The organism is Polaribacter sp. (assembly GCF_024639685.1).
Classification (GTDB): domain Bacteria; phylum Bacteroidota; class Bacteroidia; order Flavobacteriales; family Flavobacteriaceae; genus Polaribacter.
In genome coordinates this window covers 111590-129227 of the sequence record NZ_JAHEHX010000019.1, presented here as the reverse complement: position 1 = coordinate 129227, position 17638 = coordinate 111590, and the positions used below count along the sequence as shown (strand labels likewise).

Here is a 17638-nt window from a genome sequence, read left to right as displayed (position 1 = left end):
GTTTTATTCTTTTATAAATAACAAACTATCTGGGGCTGTTGGTTTGTATTCTTTTCCTTTTTTTCCAAATAAAGAAAAGTGAACATATCTTTTAGGGTTTGTTTTTAAATCCCTTAACAATTGCTCTAACTCCTTTGTGGCTGCTTCAACATTATTGTACAATTGGTCATCGTTTATTAATTTCCCAATAGAACCATCTGAAGAATTTACTTTTTTAGACAACTCATTAAAATTATCTACTGCATTTTCCGCTTTTGCTATAATATTTTTAAAATCTATAGAAGACAAGCTTTCTGAGAGTGAATTTAAATTTGCTGTTATATTTTTAGTATTTTCTAACGTAAGTTTCAGATTATCTTGATTGTCTGACACCAAAGAATTTACAGAAGTAACTGTTTTTCTTAACTCTTTAATGGTTACTGATAAGTTAGCTACAGAGCTATTAATATCTTTAATAGTTTTCTCATTTAAAATTTTATTTAAATTACTAAATAATGTATCAGCATCAACAATTACTCTCTCTATTTTAGATTGTAACGGATCTAGCCTTTCTCCAATAGAAGTAAATAAACTCTCTTCCATTTCTCCTTTAAGCGTATCTCCAGAAACTGCAATATCACTATCATAATCAGGGATTATTGCTAAATTAGACGGAGAAAGCGGATTTGGAGAATATATTTTTACAACGCTATTTTTAGAAAACTCAAAATCATTTTCAACTGCAAACGTTACAATTAACTCTCCTCTTTTCTCTTTTGTAGTATTGAATTCAATTTTTTTAACCTGACCAACTTTAAGTCCGTTTAAAGTAACAAAACTCGCTTTGTTAAGCCCTCCTATTTTAGAATACTGAACTTTAAATTCTCTAGCCTTACCGTTCAGTAAATCATGACCTTTTAAAAAGTTAAAACCCCAAATAAAGGAAATTACAACAACTAATAAAACAAAACCTGTTTTTAATTCTTTAGACATACATAGAAATTTTATAACAATATTACCTATTATTTCTTACTGCTATAGTGCAAATTTAAGGCATTTTATTTACTTTTTGACAGATACTTTTTCTCCATTTTTAAATGCAACTAAGAATGCAGAAGTGTATCCTTTCTTTTTTGCTTTTTCAAGATATTTTTTTGTTGATTTTAATGAGTTGGTTATTCCATAATAATATTTATAATACCTTCCTACTTTAATCCTTTGTACATTTTTTAATCCTTTAAAATTGTATGATTTTGTAGCCAATTTTGTTTTACTAGAAGCAATTTGTACTTTATATTCAATAACTGTAGAAACTTCTTTAAGAGGAGTAACTGCAATAGCAGAATTTTTTACAGTATTAATTTTTAAATTTGTTACATATTTCTTCAGAGCATCAGCAATAGCGTTAGCCATTTGAAGTTGCCCTTTTTTTGAGTTTAAATACTTACCTTCTCTTTTATTTGTTAAAAAACCTAGCTCTACTAAAACACTTGGCATTACTGTTTCTCTTAAAACCTGAAAATTATCTTGTTTTACTTTACGATCTAAACGATTTAGTTGTTTGGTGAAATTACCCTGAATTAGACTGGCAATTTCTAGACTCTTATCTAAATTTTCTTCTTGTAGTAGAGATAATCCTAAAACCGATTCTACAGAATTTGTATTAAAGCCTTTATAACGCTGTTCATAATTTTCTTCTAAAAGCACAACCGCATTTTCTCTTTTTGCAAATTCTAGGTTTTTTTTATTACCTCTTAATCCTAAAACAAATGTCCCTGCACCATGTGCCTCTGGCCTTGGTAAATATGAATCGCAATGAATGGAAACAAAAAGATCTGCTTTTGCATTATTGGCTATTTCTCCCCTTTTCCATAGCTCTGGATATATATCGGTTTTACGGGTATATATAATTTTAATATCTTTTTCTTTTTCTAATATTCTTCCAACTGCCAATGTCACTTTAAGCGCAATATGCTTTTCATAATAACCATTTCCTCTATTTCCTGAGTCTTTTCCACCATGTCCTGCATCTAATACTATCGTGTGATTTTTTTGTGCATGTATTGGAAATAAAACAAGAATTAGAAAACCAATAGTTAAAAGGTTTTTTATCGTGGTAATAAATTTAAACATTTGTAGAAAATTCATCAATAAATTTAACTAATTTTGGCATCTTTAATTTTGTGATTCAAATATTGAGCCATACTTTTACTTACATACAAAAATAGTATTTATAGCATTGCAATCAAATCTATCATACCTTCTTTTATTTTGCTGCTTCTTTTTTATAAAGTTAAGTTTTTCACAAGACCTACCTAAGAAAAATAAAATTACTATTCCTGCAATAAAAAATGACAGCTTAACATTAAAAAAAACAGATACCCTTTTTAGTAGTAAAAAAGAAAATAAGCTATTAAAAAAGAAAGATAGTACAAGTATAGATTCTATTAAACCAAAAGAAACAATAGAAGATCTTATTACACATGTAGCAAAAGATTACACCATACAAGATGCTAAAAACAAAACTGTAACTTTATATAATGAAGCTAACATTACTTATACCGATATTGATTTAAAAGCTGGTATTGTTGTTATTGATTATAAAAAAAACACTCTTTTTGCAAAAGGTATTAAAGACAGTACAGGGTACATACAAAAACCTTTTTTTAAACAGGGGAATCAAGAATCTGAACAAGACTCTTTGATCTATAACTTTAAAAGTAAACGTGCTATTATTTACGGATTAAAGTCTCAACAAGGAGAAATGTTAACTTATGGAGAAAAAACAAAACGTGTAAACGACTCCACCATTTATGTTCGTAAAATTCGTTTCACAACCTCAGAAAAAGAAAATCCTGATTATTATATTACGACTAATAAAGCTAAAATTGTACCTGGCAAAAAAATTATTGTAGGAACAAGTAATCTGGTTTTAGCAGACATACCTACCCCATTATTTATACCTTTTGCGTATTTCCCAATGACTGAAAAAAGTGTTTCTGGTTTTCTAATTCCTGCTTTTGATACTGGGAGTAGCCAAAGGGGTATTGGTTTTCAAAACGGTGGATACTACTTTGCTGTTAACGATTATGTAGATTTAACGCTACTTGGAGATGCTTATTCTAATGGAAGTTGGGGAGTTAGAGTATCTTCTAACTACAATAAGAGGTATAAATTTAATGGAACATTCAGCTTTAATTTTGAAAATAACATTAATGGTATTCGAGGGTTTGATGATTATTCTAAAGCCAACAACTTTAATATTAGATGGTCTCATAATCAGGATCAGAAAGCGAGTCCAAACTCAAGATTTACAGCCTCTGTAAATTTAGGAAGTAGCCGTTTTTTTAGAGAATCTTTAAATCAGTTTAATGTTGCACAAACACAAAACAACACCTTTAACTCTTCTATAAATTACAGTAAAACTTTTGTAGGCACACCCTTTAACATGGCAGTAACTGCATCACACCAGCAGAATACAAACACACAAAGTATTACTATGACACTGCCTTCTTTAACCTTAAATATGAATAGGATTTATCCTTTTGCAGGTAAGAATGGTGTAAAAAAGAACCCAATACAAAAATTAGGTTTTAACTATAACATGCAAGGTCAGTATTTAATTAATACAACAGACGATGCTTTTTTTACAAGTAAGATGTTTGAAACTGCAAGATCTGGAATGCAACATAGAACAAGTACAAACACAAATATTAAAGCATTTAGATATTTTACACTATCGCCAAGTGCTAATTACGAAGAAACTTGGCAATTCGATTATATTAATAAAACATACGATCAAGCGAATAACAGGGTAGTTACAGATACTCTCAGAGGATTTAAGTCATATAGAGAATATAATTTGGGAGTAAGTTTATCAACCAATATTTATGGAGACTTTTCCTTTAAAAAAGGAAGGCTAAAAGCAATAAGGCATACCTTTAGACCTACTATATCTTATACGTATAGACCCGACTTTAGAGACAATTATTTAGCACAAGTACAACAAAGTGCAAACCCCCTAGATGTTATTGATTATACACTATTTGATAATGGTATTTACGGAGCACCATCAGGTGGATTAAGTAACGCTATAGGCATCTCTTTAAACAATGTTTTAGAAGCTAAAGTTGCGCCTAAAGATCCAGAAAGTGATGAAAAAAACGAGAAAATAATGATTTTAAACAATCTTAATTTTAACTCTTCTTACAACATAGCTGCAGACAGTTTACGATGGTCTAATGTTTCTTTTAGTGCAGGTACACGTCTTTTTAAAGACAAATTAGCTGTAAATTTTAATGGAAGTTTAGATCCTTATCAAGTAAATGAAAACGGAGCTAGAATTAATAAATTTAATCCAAATATATTTAGGCTATCTAACGCAAATTTAACTGCAAATTATTCAATTTCTAGTAAAGATTTTGAGAAAGATAGTACAGATGATACAAATAACAATAGTGGAAACGGAGCTAACAATCCACCAGATACTATGGGTGCTGTTATAGATCCTACAAATAAATTTGGAAAACCTAATAATAATAATAATAATACCGAAACTAAAGAAACCAAACTTTATAATTCAAAAATACCTTGGACATTAAATTTAGTGTATTCTGCTACCTATAGAAACAATGGTCTAATCCCCGGAGAAATTGGTGTTCATACACTTGGTTTTAGTGGGAATTTAGAACTATCTCCTAAATGGAAGGTAGGATATTCTTCTGGTTATGATGTAAAAAATGGCGCATTTTCATTTTCGCGATTTAATTTTACTAGAGACCTAGATAGTTGGCAATTTAACTTTAACTGGGTTCCTTTTGGATCTAACTCTTCGTATACTTTTTTTATAGGTGTAAAATCTTCTACACTTGCAGATTTAAAATGGGATAAAAACAAACCACCAGACAGAAGGTTGTTTTAATAATTGTTACGGATAATGAAAATAAAAAGGTAGCATTATCCCGCAGATTTTAAATGAAGACACATGCTTTTATATATAACTAGTTGTGCATAATTAAAACCAAACTATGAAAACCTATTTAATCTTAATACTTTTACTTGCAAGTAAGATTATTTATAGTCAAACTGAATTCAAAAAAATTGACACTTTACTTACCCAAATAACTAATCAAGGGGTATTTAATGGAATTGTACTTGTTGGAGACGATGAAAATATTCTGTTCTCAAAATCATATGGATTTGCCGACTTTGAAAAAAACTAAAATTGATTTGAACACTCAATTTTACATAGCTTCAATCTCAAAACAATTCACAGCAACTGCAATTCTTATACTAACTGAAAATGGTAAATTAAAACTCGAACAAAAAGTAAAAGATTTAATTACTGATTTTCCATATGAAGAAATTACAATACTAAAAAAGAAAAAACACTAAAAAATAAATATTATTGATAAACAAAAGCTTAACCTCCATCCTTCCCTAAAGTAGTTAAAATCACCCATACTGTCATTCGAAACTGAAAATTATAGAATTAGAATAGATAAATTAGATAACAATGAATATCGGTATGCATCTTGGATAAAAAGTGCTTCTAAAAACAGTAAACCAAACTTGATTCTATTTAATGGAGAGGAATTTTATAATGGAAAATTAGGAGATAAACACTTTATATTTTCTGACCTAGGTTACACCTTTACAATCTATGTTAATAAAACTAAATCAAATAAAACTCCTTCTTTTAATCTTGTGCTATCTAGAGGAAACACCATTGTATTTAATGAAGCTAGTTATTCTAAAAGAGAAAAGAAATAATGTCTCCGATATAAAAAGGTGTAATAAAAAAAGCCGAGCATGTTAAGCTCGGCTTTTTTTATGTACTTTTAATTTAAGTTATAAGAGCTGCAATTTTCTTGTAAGTACCATTTTCTAAATTTTCTCTAATTGCAGAGAAAGCGGTAATGGTTTCATCAATATCTTCTTGTGTATGTGTAGCTGTTGGTATTAATCTTAAAATTATTAATCCTTTTGGAATAACAGGGTATACCACTATAGAACAAAATATTCCATGGTTTTCACGCAGATCATTAACCATAGACATTGCTTCTGGAATCTCACCTTTTAAGAAAACTGGTGTAATACAAGTTTGTGTTGTTCCAAGGTCAAAACCTGCGTCTCTTAAACCAGATTGTAAAGCGTTTGTGTTTTGCCATAATTTCTCTTTTAACTCTGGCATAGTACGCATCATATCTAAACGTTTTAAGGCCCCTTTAACCATTGCCATTGGAAGGGATTTAGCAAACGTTTGAGAACGTAAATTGTATTGTAAAAACTGAATTACATCTTTATCTCCTGCTAAAAAAGCTCCAATACCTGCCATCGATTTTGCAAAAGTTGCAAAATAAACATCTATATCTTCTTGAACTCCTTGCTCAAAACCAGTTCCTTTACCACCTTCTCCAAGTGTTCCAAAACCATGAGCATCATCTACCAATAATCTAAAGTTATATTCTTTTTTAAAAGCAACTATTTCTTTTAAACGCCCTTGCTCTCCACGCATTCCAAAAACACCTTCAGAAATTACTAAGATTCCTCCACCTGTTTTTTCTGTCATCTTTGCAGCACGCTTAATATTTTTCTCAAAACTTTCCATATCATTATGACGATATACAAAACGTTTTCCTGCGTGTAAACGAACACCATCAATAATACAAGCGTGTGTATCTATATCGTAAACAATAACATCATTTTTAGAAACCAATGCATCTATTGCAGACATGATACCTTGATAACCAAAGTTCAACAAATATGCTTTTTCTTTTTCTACAAAAGCAGCACATTCTTCTTCTAGTTGTTCGTGTAAAGGTGTATGACCAGACATCATTCGTGCACCCATAGGGTAAGCCATTCCGTGTTCTGTAGCAGCTTCACCATCAACTTTTAGTACCTCTGGATGATTAGCTAAACCTAAATAATCATTTATACTCCAAGTAACTACTTTCTTACCATTAAAAGACATTCTGTTAGAAATAGGGCCTTCTAACTTAGGAAAAACATAATACCCTTCTGCTTGATCTGCCCATTTGCCTAAAGGACCTTTATCTTTTTTAATTCTATCAAATAAATCTGTCGTCATTTTCTACTATTTTTTCGCAATTGCAAAGTTAGCAAAAAAATAGAGTTAAAGCAATGGATAAAAAGTAGTACTAGAATTAATAAATTAATCGATAAAACCCTGAGTTTTCATCCATTCTGTGTTATAAATCTTATTCATGTATCTAGAACCATGATCAGGAAAAATAAGTACTACAAAGCTGTCATCTGTAAAATAATTTTGTGCATTGTATTGTTTTGTAGCTTGTAAAACTGCACCACAAGTATATCCACAGAAAATACCTTCTTGCTCTACAATATCTCTAGCAGCAAAAGCAGATTCTTTATCTGACACTTTTTCGTAAATATCTATAACATCAAAATTGGTGGCAGTAGGTATTAGATTTTTACCTAAGCCTTCAATTTTATAGGGTGAAACCTCATTTAAATCTAACTCACCAGTTTCATGATATTTTTTTAATACAGAACCTATAGCGTCTACACCTAAAATTTTAACATTAGGATTTTGTTCTTTTAAATATTTTCCTGTTCCAGAAATAGTACCTCCTGTTCCACTAGCAACAATTAAATGTGTTATTTTACCTTCTGTTTGTTTCCAAATTTCTGGCCCAGTGGTTTTATAGTGTGCCTCACTATTTAACTCATTAAAATATTGATTGATGTAAACAGAATTTGGAGTTTCTAAATGAATTCTTTTTGCAACCTCATAATAAGATCTTGGGTCACTTGCAGGAACATTAGCTGGACAAACATGTACCTCTGCTCCCATTGTTTTTAGTAAATCAATTTTGTCTTGCGATGATTTATCTGATACTGCTAAAATACATTTATAACCTTTAACCAAACCAATCATAGCTAAACTATAACCAGTATTACCAGAAGTAGTTTCTACGATTGTCGCTCCTTTTGTTAAAATACCTTTTTTCTCTGCATTTTCTACAATGTGCAGTGCAATTCTATCCTTTTGAGATAAACCCGGATTAAAAGCTTCTAATTTTGCGAAGTACGATCCTTTTAAATGCTTAGTAACTCTTTGTAATTTTACAAGTGGTGTTTGCCCTACTAAATCTAATATAGAATCTTTTATGCCCTGATTTCTTGTCATTGTTGTCATTTCAATCGAGTGCAAAAGTACATTTCCTATTTGAATTATAAAAAATGCATGTACTTTTAATTATCTAACTTATTTTCTAGTGCTAAAATAAAAGTATAATCTTTTGCAGTTTCTTTTAATGCTTCAAAACGTCCAGATGCTCCTCCATGACCTGTTTCCATATTTGTATCTAAAAACAATAAGTTAGTGTCTGTTTTTAATTCTCTTAATTTAGCAACCCATTTTGCAGGCTCCCAATATTGTACTTGAGAGTCATGAAAACCTGTAGTTACAAGCATGTGTGGATATTCTTTAGCTTCAACATTATCATAAGGAGAATACGATTTTATATACTTGTAAAACTCTTTATTATTAGGGTTTCCCCATTCATCATACTCACCTGTTGTAAGTGGTATACTATCATCTAACATCGTAGAAACTACGTCTACAAAAGGCACAGCAGCTATAATTCCGTTATAAATTTCTGGTTTCATGTTTACAATTGCACCCATTAATAAACCACCTGCAGAACCACCCATTGCATATAGATGTTGGGCTGATGTATATTTATTATCAATCAAAAATTGAGAACAATCTATAAAATCATAAAATGTATTTTTTTTGTGCAACATTTTTCCATCTTCATACCAATCTCGTCCTAAATATTCACTTCCTCTAATATGCGCTAAAGCATAAACAAAACCTCTGTCTAATAAACTTAAACGAGTTGTAGAAAAACTATCAGGAATTGTGTACCCATAAGAACCATAAGCATATTGTAATAATGGTGTATTTTCATCTAACACAGTGTCTTTATGATAAACCAAAGAAATAGCCACTTTTTTACCATCTCTTGCTTTTGCCCAAACACGTTCGCTTTTATAATTCTCTTGATGAAACTTACCTCCTAAAACTTCTTGTTGTTTTTTAATTTCTTTGGCTTTGGTAGCCATATTAAAATCGATAACAGAACTTGGGGTTGTAAATGAGTTGTATGAATATCTTATTACTTCAGTATCAAACTCAGGACTACCATAAACTCCGGCTGAATAGGTTTCTTCATCAAAAGGTAAGTAGTAATCTACTGCATCATCCCAACGTTTTATGCGTATTCTATTAAGACCATTTGTTCTTTCTTCTAAAACCAAATAATCACTATAAATAGAAAAATCTTCTAAAAGAGTGTCTTTTCTATGTGGAATTACATCTACCCAATTTTCTACAGTTGTTTTAGAAACAGACGTTTTCATTAACTTAAAATTAGTAGCACCATCTTTATTTGTTAAAAAATAGAAATGATCTTTATAATGAGAAACATTATACTCTAAGTTTTTTAATCTTGGTTGTAAAACTGTAAATTCTCCTGTAGGATTATCTGCATCTAAATACCTAGATTCAGTTGTCATTGTTGCAAAAGAACTTATAATGATATATTTTTTAGATTTTGATTTGGTTACATAGGTTCCAAAAGTATCATCTTGTTCATAATAAATTTCTACATCTTCAGAAGTCGGTGTTCCTAAAACATGTCTAAAAATTTTTTCGCTTCTTAAAGTCGTTGGGTTTTTCTTAGTATAGAAAATGGTTTTATTATCATTTGCCCAGATTGAACCACCAGTAGTATTTTCTATAATATCGTCATAGATTTCACCAGTTTCTAAATTTTTAATTCTTAGAAAGTATTGTCTTCTACTCACAGTATCTGTGGCAAAAACAGCCAATTTATTATTTGGAGAGACATTTAAACCTCCTAATTGAAAATATTCAAAACCTTTAGCCATTTCGTTTACATCAAACAAAATTTCTTCTTTTGCTTCTAAATTCCCTTTTTTTCTGCTATAGATAGGATATTGTTTACCAACCTCATATCTGGTATTATAGAAATAGCCATTGTTTTTATAAGGCACAGAAGAATCATCTTCTTTAATTCTACCTTTCATTTCTTGAAACAAATCTTCTTGAAAATCTTCAGTATATGCTGTAACTTCTTTATAATAGTCGTTTTCGTCTTCTAAATAATTGGTGACTTTTTCAGTTTGCTCATCTTTAATTTCAGCTAATTTTTGCTCATCTGATAAACGCATCCAAAAATAATTATCTACTCTAACATCTCCATGTTTCTCTAATTTTGTTGGTTTCTTTTCTGCAATTGGAAGTTTGGCATCTGTACTCTTCATTTGTAATAATTTTTGGCGTGAACAAAAATAAGACTTAATTGTAAGCCTTCTAGAAATTTTCTTTTCATTTTAAGTAATAATGAAGATAAATGTATTTGATTTATTAGATTTGTTATAAAATAAATAAATCGAAAAAAATGTTTGGAGATATTACAGGAATGATGGGCAAATTAAAAGAAACTCAACAAAAGGTAGAAGAAACAAAAAGAGATTAGATACAGTTTTGGTCGATGAAAATTCTGCTGATGATAAAATAAAAGTAATACTAACTGCAAACAGAACTATAAAATCTATTGCTATAGATGATTCTTTATTAAACGATGCATAGAAGCTGGAAGACTACTTAGTTATTACTTTAAATAAAGCCATTGAAAAGGCTTCTAAAATAAATGAAAACGAAATGACTGTAGCTGCTAAAAGTGGTATGCCTAATATTCCAGGAATGGATATGTTTAAATAAATTATGTTCGAGGATTTAGAAAGTTACATGTTGCCTTTCTTTAGTAAAACATTCTTAGATATAGAGTGTCTTGGCTGTGGTTTGCAACGTTCTTTTCTGCTTTTAATAAATGGTCATTTTTTTGACGCATTTAAAATGTATCCTGCAATTTTTACACTCATTTTACTAATAATCTTTGCAATTTTTAATATTTTTAAAAAGGTGAAAAATGCTAATAAATTTATTGGTAGATTAGCGTACATAAACTTATCAATAATCATTGTCAACTATCTAATTAAAATAAGTATTTAAAAAAAATTACATGAAAAAACTAAACACAACCTTAATTTACGTCTTATCTTCTATAAGTTTAGTATGCTGTATTTGTTTAGGTTTAGGAATATTACTAGCAATACCTTCTTTTTTAATAGCAAATAAAAAATTAAAAGAAGCAGAACAACAACCTGAAGAATATGAAATAGAAGATATTAAAGCTATGAAAAATGCTAAAACTTTTTCATTAATAGCACTAAGTATTAATGGGTTGTACTTCTTGTATAGTATTTATGGCTTAGCTACTTTAGATTGGGATACCTTTATGTTAGAGTTTGAAGAAAAAATGCAACAATACCAATAAAATAAGTAATCTTCAATCTTTCATCAATTTTGATTTTAGATTCTAATAAAAATAAAAAAAACCATGATTTAACAATTTAAATCATGGTTTTATATTTTATCTATCTTACTTCTATTTACTAAAATCAGAAATTGTAGTTGTTATTATAGCTATACACTCTCTTAGTTGCTCTTCATTCATAACCAAGGGTGGTGCAAAACGAATAATGTTACCATGAGTAGGTTTTGCTAATAGACCATTGTCTCTTAATTTAATACAGATATCCCAAGCAGTATCGCTTTCTTCTGTATCATTAATTAAAATAGCATTTAACAAACCTTTACCTCTAACTGATTTTACTAAATCATTTGTTTTACAAAATTCAGTTAATTCATCTCTAAAGATTTTACCTAATCTGTCTGCATTAATCGCCAATTTTTCATCTGCAACTACTTCTAAAGCAGCCATTGCAACTGCAGCTGCAATAGGGTTACCACCAAATGTAGAACCATGATTTCCAGGTCTTATTACATTCATAACTACCTCATTGGCTAAAACAGCAGAAACAGGATAAGCTCCTCCACTTAAAGCTTTTCCAAGGATTAAAATATTTGGTTTCACCTCTGGTGATCCAGAACAATTTTTATCTTCACAAGAACAATTACCACAAGTTGCCAATAAACGACCAGTTCTTGCTATACCTGTTTGTACTTCATCTGCAATGAACAATACGTTATGCTCTTCACACATTTTTTTTGCTGCAGCTAAATATCCTTCAGAAGGCACATAAACCCCTGCTTCACCTTGAATAGGCTCAACTAAAAAAGCTGCTATATTATTACTGCTTTCAAGTGCTTTTTGCAATTCCTGAAGATTATCATACTCTATTTTTAGAAATCCTTTTGTGTAAGGACCAAAGTTTTTTCTTGCTACTGGATCATTAGAAAAAGAAATAATAGTTGTTGTTCTACCATGAAAATTATTTTCGCAAACAATAATTTCGGCTTTGTTTTCATCAATTCCTTTGACTTCATAAGCCCATTTTCTTGCAATTTTCAGAGCAGTTTCTACAGCTTCTGCTCCAGTATTCATAGGCAATAACTTATCAAAACCAAAATACTCTGAGGCAAATTTCTCGTACTTACCTAACATATCATTATAAAAAGCTCTTGATGTTAAGCTTAATGTTTTTGCTTGATTCGTCATTGCATCTACAATTTTAGGATGACAATGACCTTGATTTACTGCAGAATAAGCAGAAAGAAAATCGTAATACTTTTTACCTTCTACATCCCAAACATGCACTCCTTCTCCTCTACTTAAAACTACAGGTAGTGGATGATAATTATGAGCACCATATTTGTTCTCTAATTCAATCGCTTGTTGCGATGTTAACTTGTCTAAAACAGCCATTTTAATTTATTTAAATGTTTATACTAAAAACATTCCTGTTCTACCTTTATCCTTCTGAAAGTAATCAGAAATTCAGCGTGGGAAAGAAATCATCCTCGAAGAAAAACAAAAATAAGAAATTAATCTAAATAGTGTTCAATTTTCCTAATTTTGCAATTCAAATATTTTAGAATGCCAAGAAGAGAACGAAATAAATTTGTCAAGAGAAATCAGGTTTTAGAACTTAAAATTGAAGATTATGCTTTTGGAGGAAAAGGAATTGCAAGAATTCATTCTGATGAAGGAAGTTTTGTTGTTTTTGTGCCAAACACTTTACCAGGGCAATTGGTAAAAGTGCAGATAAAAAAGTCAAGTAAAAAATATGCTGAGGCAAAATTAATAGATGTGATAACTCCTTCAGAAAATGAAATAGAAGTACCTTTTCAAGACATTCCTGGAGCTCCTTATATTCAGTTGCCTATAGAATTACAGCATCAATATAAAAAAGAAAGCACTTTATCTCTCTTTAAAAGAATTGGCAAAGTAAAAAATATAGAAGATTTATTTGATGAATTTATAACCTCTCCAAATGTATTTCATTACAGAAATAAAATGGAATATGGTTTTTCTGCTATTGGTTATGATAGAGTAGCTAAAAGAGATAAAGACGAATTTACTTTAGGATTTAAAAGACGTGGAGTTTGGTGGATGGGTGATAATCTAGAAAAAGATTCTGGTTTATTTGATAAGGAATTTGAAGACAATCTAAAAAACATCAGAAAATATTGTTTAGACACAGGTTTAAATCCTTGGCATGGGCCAAGAAAAGAAGGATTTTTCAGGTATTTTGTAGTAAGAAAATCGTTTAAAACAAATGAGTTATTATTCAATTTAGTAACTACTTCTTATGATTTACCAAAGTTCGGTTTAAATAAATTCGCTAGTTTTTTAGTTGAGCTTTTTGGTGATAGAGTTGCTGGTTTACTACACACTATAAATGATGAGGTTGGCGATAGAACCATTGCAACCTCTGGAAGTATAGATTTAGTATATGGAAAAGATAAAATTGTAGAAGAATTACTTGGATTAAACTTCGAAATTAGCATGAAAAGCTTTTTTCAAACCAATCCAAAATCCGCAGAAAAGTTATACTCAAAAGTAGTAGATTACGTTTTAGAAGATAAATCTAAAGTAGACAATACTGTAGTAATGGATTTATTCTGTGGTACAGGAACTATTGGGCAAATTGTAGCATCAAAAAGTAATAATGCAAAAATTGTAGGTGTAGATATTGTTGCATCAGCTATCGAAGATGCAGAAAAAAATGCCAAAAGAAATACTATTGAAGGTCTTAAATTTTATGCAACTGATGTTGGTAAGTTTTTAGCTCAGCACCCTGAATATCAAGATAAAATTAAAACTATTATTTTAGATCCTGCAAGAGCTGGTATTATGCCAAAAACATTGCAAAAAATTATTAACCTAAATGCAGACAGAATGGTTTATGTGTCTTGCAACCCAGCAACACAAGCCAGAGATACAGAGTTATTAAGAGAGGCTGGTTATCAAATCAAAAAAATTAGTTTGGTTGATCAATTTCCACATACAAGTCATATTGAAACCGTGGTTTTGTTTGAAAAATAAAATGAATAAAATTTAATTATAATCTACCTTAATTTCTCTTCTATTTTTATTCAAATTATAATCTTTAAAGGTATCATTAACATCTAATTCTATAATATTAGAATGCTCAGTTACGTTCAATAAAAATTCATTTTTGATTTTAATAGATTTTATATTTTTATTAGAATTAGAATTAGAATTAGCTAATAAACAAATCACTTTTGTATGATGTTCTTTAGATTCTATTTTTAATACCTGTGGTATTAATTTTTCTCCATCAATTTCCCAACTCGTTGTTTTATTTAGGTAATTGCTTAAATCTTCTTTAGTAACTTTAATGCTTTTAGCAGCATCCAACTTTAGAAAATTAAAGGTATCAAAATCAATTTCAAGCATTAACACATGTCCTCTTTCAATAATATTAAAAGTTGCTGAAACAGAATCATGTAAATTATTATTTATATTTAAAAAAGCAAAAAATGTGATTATTAAAATTCTCATTTTACTATAATTTTAGTTGTTCCTAATAACTGGCCATTTTCCACAATTCTTAAAATGTATATTCCTGCACTTTTATTAGTATTAAAATCTAAAACTCCAGTACCCGATTTTTTACTAATTAATTTACCAGTGATAGAAAATAATCCAGCTTGATACTTTTCTAAATGGGTAGATATTACAGAAAAATTACCATCATTAGGATTTGAATTTACATAAAACCCTAATTCTTCTAAATTAAATTTATGAACACCTAAAGTTGAACCACAGCTTTCATCGAAAGTAGTTGAAGGATCATCTGTAGCAAAAGGATTTATATTTGGGTTATTATCATCACAATCATAAGCACTAACAAAACCATCTGAGTCTGCATCAACATCATTCAAAGGGCCTGCACTACTAATAAAACTATCATTAAAATTCCCTTTCATACATCTTGATATCTGAGGAAAATCTTGTGTTACAACATAATAATATTCAAAAGTTTCTTCACCTTGTGCAGTAGTTAAGGTAACTGAAGCTTCAATTCCATTACATTCATCTAAATCTCCTTTACCTGCTACATATCCAAAATCATTTGTGTATTTTCCTGAATAAGGTCCACAAGGAGCACTAATTCCATCTCCAGGTCTTAAACCACTTTTCAATTGAAAACTTGGAAACATTTCTTTGATATTCCCTTCTTTATCAGGACCAAAACGATACAAAATAGGAAATCCATCAGAAGCCCAACCTACTTGTAATAATTCTACAGGTGGAGTTTCTAAAGTAGAAATACCTGGTTTTAGCACTTCCACATATCCAAACATATTTCCATGATAATGATAACCAGAATTAGGATTAACGTGTGCAGAAGCACAATCTAAAGCAACAAAATCTCTTCCATCACCAATATTTGTAGTCGGTTCAAATACCCAATCCCAATTGTATTGCCCAGTATTAAGGTCTTCAAAAATAAATGGTGTAGCTGGAGCTGGCATCATATATACTCCATTTAAACTAATTCCAAAAAAGTTTACTGGTCTTCCATTTGTTCTAATTAAGCTTGTTGTAGTTCCTGACAATGTAGGATTTAAATCGAATTTATAAGTTCTATAGTATTGTTCTGGAATTCTAGGAGAAACATAAGAAAAATTATGATTAGGATAATTGTTAGAATATACTACTCTTTGATTTCCTTCAAGAAATTCGTAATAAACACTGGGATTTGTAGGGGAATCTGTACAAGCAATATTATCATAACTTAATACATCAGTAACTCCACAATCATCATTACAATCGTCTAAGGTCGTTTCAGTTCCATTTTTAATGCCATCATTACAAGACCAATCAGTTCTAATTACTTGAGCTTCTTGCTTTAACATTTCTTTTATGGTTTCTTGTTCTGTGGTTAATATTCCAATTAAATTGGTTTCCTCTTTAATATCATCTACTATATTATAAAACTCTTCATTACCATTTTCATCTTCAATTAACTTATAAGTAGCATTTCTAGTAGCCCAAGATTCTGTGTTATTGCTTTCATAATCAGTATAATTTATCTGTCTTGATGTTTGGTTTTCAAATTTTAAGGCAGGTTTCAAACTTAAACTATTCTCTGTTCCTCCATTTAATTGTATCCCTGCTAATTCCAGAATTGTTGCGTGTAAATCTGTAGCTTGTGTTAAACCTGCTTCTACTTCATTTACCCTTTCAACAGATTTTCCAGTAATAATCATTGGAACTCGAATTCCACCTTCATATAAAGAAGATTTTGCATGTCCATTTGGCCAATAGGTATTTGTTCTTCCTGGAGTTCCATTATCACCAATAAAAATAATAACAGTGTTTTCTAATGTTTCTTCGTCCATACTTTCTATCAACCTATTGATTTCAAAATCTAAATTTTCTACCATTGATAAATAAGTTGTTCTATCATTAGTAGGTGTAGTTGTATAAGTTCCTGAAGGTGGTGTCTGAAAAGGTGTGTGTGGTGCAATATGAGACAACCACAAAAACCAAGGTTTTGTTTGATTGTCTACCCAAGAAATTGCTTTATCAGTTAAATGAGTTGTAATGTATTCATTTACTTGTTCTTCATTTCCTTCATTATTTAATTTTGTCCAACTATAATAATCATCTACTTGAGCTGTAAAAACACCTTCATAATAAGGAATTCCAGAGTCTTTTGGGTGACTAAAATTACTGTTACTATTTCCTCCTATATGCCATTTACCAATAACCCCCATACTATAATCTGTTGTGCTCTGTTCTTTTATTTTAGTAAATAAAGAAGTGTGACTTGTGTCTAAAATTAAAGGAGGCCTCATAACTCCTGTTTTAATTCCGAATTTACCACTCATAATTGCTGCACGAGTTGGCGAACATTGTGGAGTTGCCCAAGTATTTGTAAACGTTACACCTTTTTCTCTAAAAGAATCTAAAGTTGGTGTGACTGGTAAATCTCCATTAATTCCAAATCCTGGAGTAGAATCGATACCTAAATCGTCTGCGATAATTAATAATATATTTGGTGATTGTTGTTGACTAAACAATGTTGTTGTGATAAAAAACAGCAATAGAAATGTTTTTAATGTTCTCATATTAATGGTTTAAGTAGTTGTAAGATATAATTTAAAATCTTTAAAATGAACATTAAAGCATAACAAAAATGTTATCAAATGCTATTTTGATAATTTAGACTATTCACTATTAAAAAGGTTTAATTGATAAAAGTTTATTTTACTATTTTCAAACTAAAATGATTTATT

At 30.0% G+C, this 17638-nt stretch carries 15 protein-coding genes and 1 pseudogene; 8 read left to right on the top strand and 8 right to left on the bottom strand.

Annotation, left to right across the window (positions count from 1 at the left end):
- Positions 1-3 precede the first annotated feature (3 nt).
- Together Q0L44_RS06520 and Q0L44_RS06515 are read right to left on the bottom strand one after the other, a co-directional pair.
- Positions 4-972, bottom strand: coding sequence for an MlaD family protein (locus tag Q0L44_RS06520; RefSeq protein WP_296636866.1), 969 nt, complete (start codon positions 970-972; stop codon positions 4-6).
- Positions 973-1041: 69 nt separating this feature from the next.
- Positions 1042-2112: an N-acetylmuramoyl-L-alanine amidase gene (locus Q0L44_RS06515; protein ID WP_296636865.1), complete on the bottom strand. Its 1071-nt coding sequence runs from the start codon at positions 2110-2112 to the stop codon at positions 1042-1044.
- A gap of 106 nt (positions 2113-2218) precedes the next feature.
- Between Q0L44_RS06515 and Q0L44_RS06510 the strand changes: the two genes are divergently transcribed.
- The 4 genes from Q0L44_RS06510 (at position 2219) to Q0L44_RS06495 (ending at position 5751) form a co-directional block, all read left to right on the top strand.
- A complete protein-coding gene (locus Q0L44_RS06510; RefSeq protein ID WP_296636863.1) occupies positions 2219-4900 on the top strand; it encodes a putative LPS assembly protein LptD in 2682 nt (893 codons plus the stop codon).
- A 106-nt stretch (positions 4901-5006) separates the two neighbouring features.
- On the top strand, positions 5007-5201 hold the full coding sequence (locus tag Q0L44_RS06505; RefSeq protein ID WP_296636860.1) for a hypothetical protein: 195 nt from the start codon (positions 5007-5009) through the stop codon (positions 5199-5201).
- 7 nt (positions 5202-5208) lie between these two features.
- A complete protein-coding gene (locus Q0L44_RS06500) occupies positions 5209-5373 on the top strand; it encodes a serine hydrolase (RefSeq protein ID WP_296636858.1) in 165 nt (54 codons plus the stop codon).
- 177 nt (positions 5374-5550) lie between these two features.
- On the top strand, positions 5551-5751 hold the full coding sequence (locus Q0L44_RS06495) for a hypothetical protein (RefSeq protein ID WP_296636854.1): 201 nt from the start codon (positions 5551-5553) through the stop codon (positions 5749-5751).
- 73 nt (positions 5752-5824) lie between these two features.
- On the opposite strand, the gene Q0L44_RS06490 is transcribed toward Q0L44_RS06495, so the two are convergent.
- The 3 genes from Q0L44_RS06490 to Q0L44_RS06480 form a co-directional block, all read right to left on the bottom strand.
- Positions 5825-7072 (bottom strand): aminotransferase class I/II-fold pyridoxal phosphate-dependent enzyme, encoded by a 1248-nt coding sequence (locus Q0L44_RS06490; RefSeq protein WP_296636849.1) that lies wholly within the window; start codon positions 7070-7072, stop codon positions 5825-5827.
- An 84-nt stretch (positions 7073-7156) separates the two neighbouring features.
- Complete coding sequence (locus Q0L44_RS06485) at positions 7157-8155, bottom strand: pyridoxal-phosphate dependent enzyme (protein ID WP_296636847.1); 999 nt, start codon at positions 8153-8155, stop codon at positions 7157-7159.
- A gap of 65 nt (positions 8156-8220) precedes the next feature.
- Positions 8221-10320, bottom strand: coding sequence for a S9 family peptidase (locus Q0L44_RS06480; RefSeq protein WP_296636844.1), 2100 nt, complete (start codon positions 10318-10320; stop codon positions 8221-8223).
- 137 nt (positions 10321-10457) lie between these two features.
- Here Q0L44_RS06480 and Q0L44_RS06475 point away from each other — a divergent pair.
- From Q0L44_RS06475 to Q0L44_RS06465, 3 genes and pseudogenes are all read left to right on the top strand, one after another.
- Positions 10458-10780: pseudogene (locus tag Q0L44_RS06475) on the top strand (YbaB/EbfC family nucleoid-associated protein).
- Positions 10781-10783: 3 nt separating this feature from the next.
- Complete coding sequence (locus tag Q0L44_RS06470) at positions 10784-11071, top strand: DUF2752 domain-containing protein (RefSeq protein WP_296636841.1); 288 nt, start codon at positions 10784-10786, stop codon at positions 11069-11071.
- A gap of 10 nt (positions 11072-11081) precedes the next feature.
- Positions 11082-11396, top strand: coding sequence for a CCC motif membrane protein (locus tag Q0L44_RS06465; RefSeq protein WP_296636839.1), 315 nt, complete (start codon positions 11082-11084; stop codon positions 11394-11396).
- A gap of 111 nt (positions 11397-11507) precedes the next feature.
- Here the strand turns inward: Q0L44_RS06465 and rocD are convergent, their stop codons facing one another.
- The gene (gene rocD / locus Q0L44_RS06460; RefSeq protein WP_296636837.1) at positions 11508-12788 is read right to left on the bottom strand and encodes an ornithine--oxo-acid transaminase; all 1281 of its coding nucleotides are present in this window, start codon (positions 12786-12788) and stop codon (positions 11508-11510) included.
- A 171-nt stretch (positions 12789-12959) separates the two neighbouring features.
- Between rocD and rlmD the strand changes: the two genes are divergently transcribed.
- Entirely contained in the window at positions 12960-14411 is a 1452-nt protein-coding gene (rlmD, locus tag Q0L44_RS06455; protein WP_296636834.1) for a 23S rRNA (uracil(1939)-C(5))-methyltransferase RlmD, read from the top strand.
- A 12-nt stretch (positions 14412-14423) separates the two neighbouring features.
- Here the strand turns inward: rlmD and Q0L44_RS06450 are convergent, their stop codons facing one another.
- Entirely contained in the window at positions 14424-14891 is a 468-nt protein-coding gene (locus tag Q0L44_RS06450) for a DUF6702 family protein (RefSeq protein WP_296636832.1), read from the bottom strand.
- Positions 14888-17470: a sulfatase-like hydrolase/transferase gene (locus tag Q0L44_RS06445; RefSeq protein ID WP_296636830.1), complete on the bottom strand. Its 2583-nt coding sequence runs from the start codon at positions 17468-17470 to the stop codon at positions 14888-14890. Before Q0L44_RS06445 ends, Q0L44_RS06450 begins: the two co-directional genes overlap by 4 nt.
- Positions 17471-17638 lie beyond the last annotated feature (168 nt).

Bases quoted from the DNA above. Each gene is read 5' to 3' on its own strand.
- Q0L44_RS06520 (WP_296636866.1), bottom strand. From the start codon at position 972: ATGTCTAAAGAATTAAAAACAGGTTTTGTTTTATTAGTTGTTGTAATT.
- Q0L44_RS06515 (WP_296636865.1), bottom strand. From the start codon at position 2,112: ATGTTTAAATTTATTACCACGATAAAAAACCTTTTAACTATTGGTTTT.
- Q0L44_RS06505 (WP_296636860.1), top strand. From the start codon at position 5,007: ATGAAAACCTATTTAATCTTAATACTTTTACTTGCAAGTAAGATTATT.
- Q0L44_RS06490 (WP_296636849.1), bottom strand. From the start codon at position 7,072: ATGACGACAGATTTATTTGATAGAATTAAAAAAGATAAAGGTCCTTTA.
- Q0L44_RS06485 (WP_296636847.1), bottom strand. From the start codon at position 8,155: ATGACAAGAAATCAGGGCATAAAAGATTCTATATTAGATTTAGTAGGG.
- Q0L44_RS06480 (WP_296636844.1), bottom strand. From the start codon at position 10,320: ATGAAGAGTACAGATGCCAAACTTCCAATTGCAGAAAAGAAACCAACA.
- Q0L44_RS06470 (WP_296636841.1), top strand. From the start codon at position 10,784: ATGTTCGAGGATTTAGAAAGTTACATGTTGCCTTTCTTTAGTAAAACA.
- Q0L44_RS06465 (WP_296636839.1), top strand. From the start codon at position 11,082: ATGAAAAAACTAAACACAACCTTAATTTACGTCTTATCTTCTATAAGT.
- rocD (WP_296636837.1), bottom strand. From the start codon at position 12,788: ATGGCTGTTTTAGACAAGTTAACATCGCAACAAGCGATTGAATTAGAG.
- rlmD (WP_296636834.1), top strand. From the start codon at position 12,960: ATGCCAAGAAGAGAACGAAATAAATTTGTCAAGAGAAATCAGGTTTTA.
- Q0L44_RS06450 (WP_296636832.1), bottom strand. From the start codon at position 14,891: ATGAGAATTTTAATAATCACATTTTTTGCTTTTTTAAATATAAATAAT.
- Q0L44_RS06445 (WP_296636830.1), bottom strand. From the start codon at position 17,470: ATGAGAACATTAAAAACATTTCTATTGCTGTTTTTTATCACAACAACA.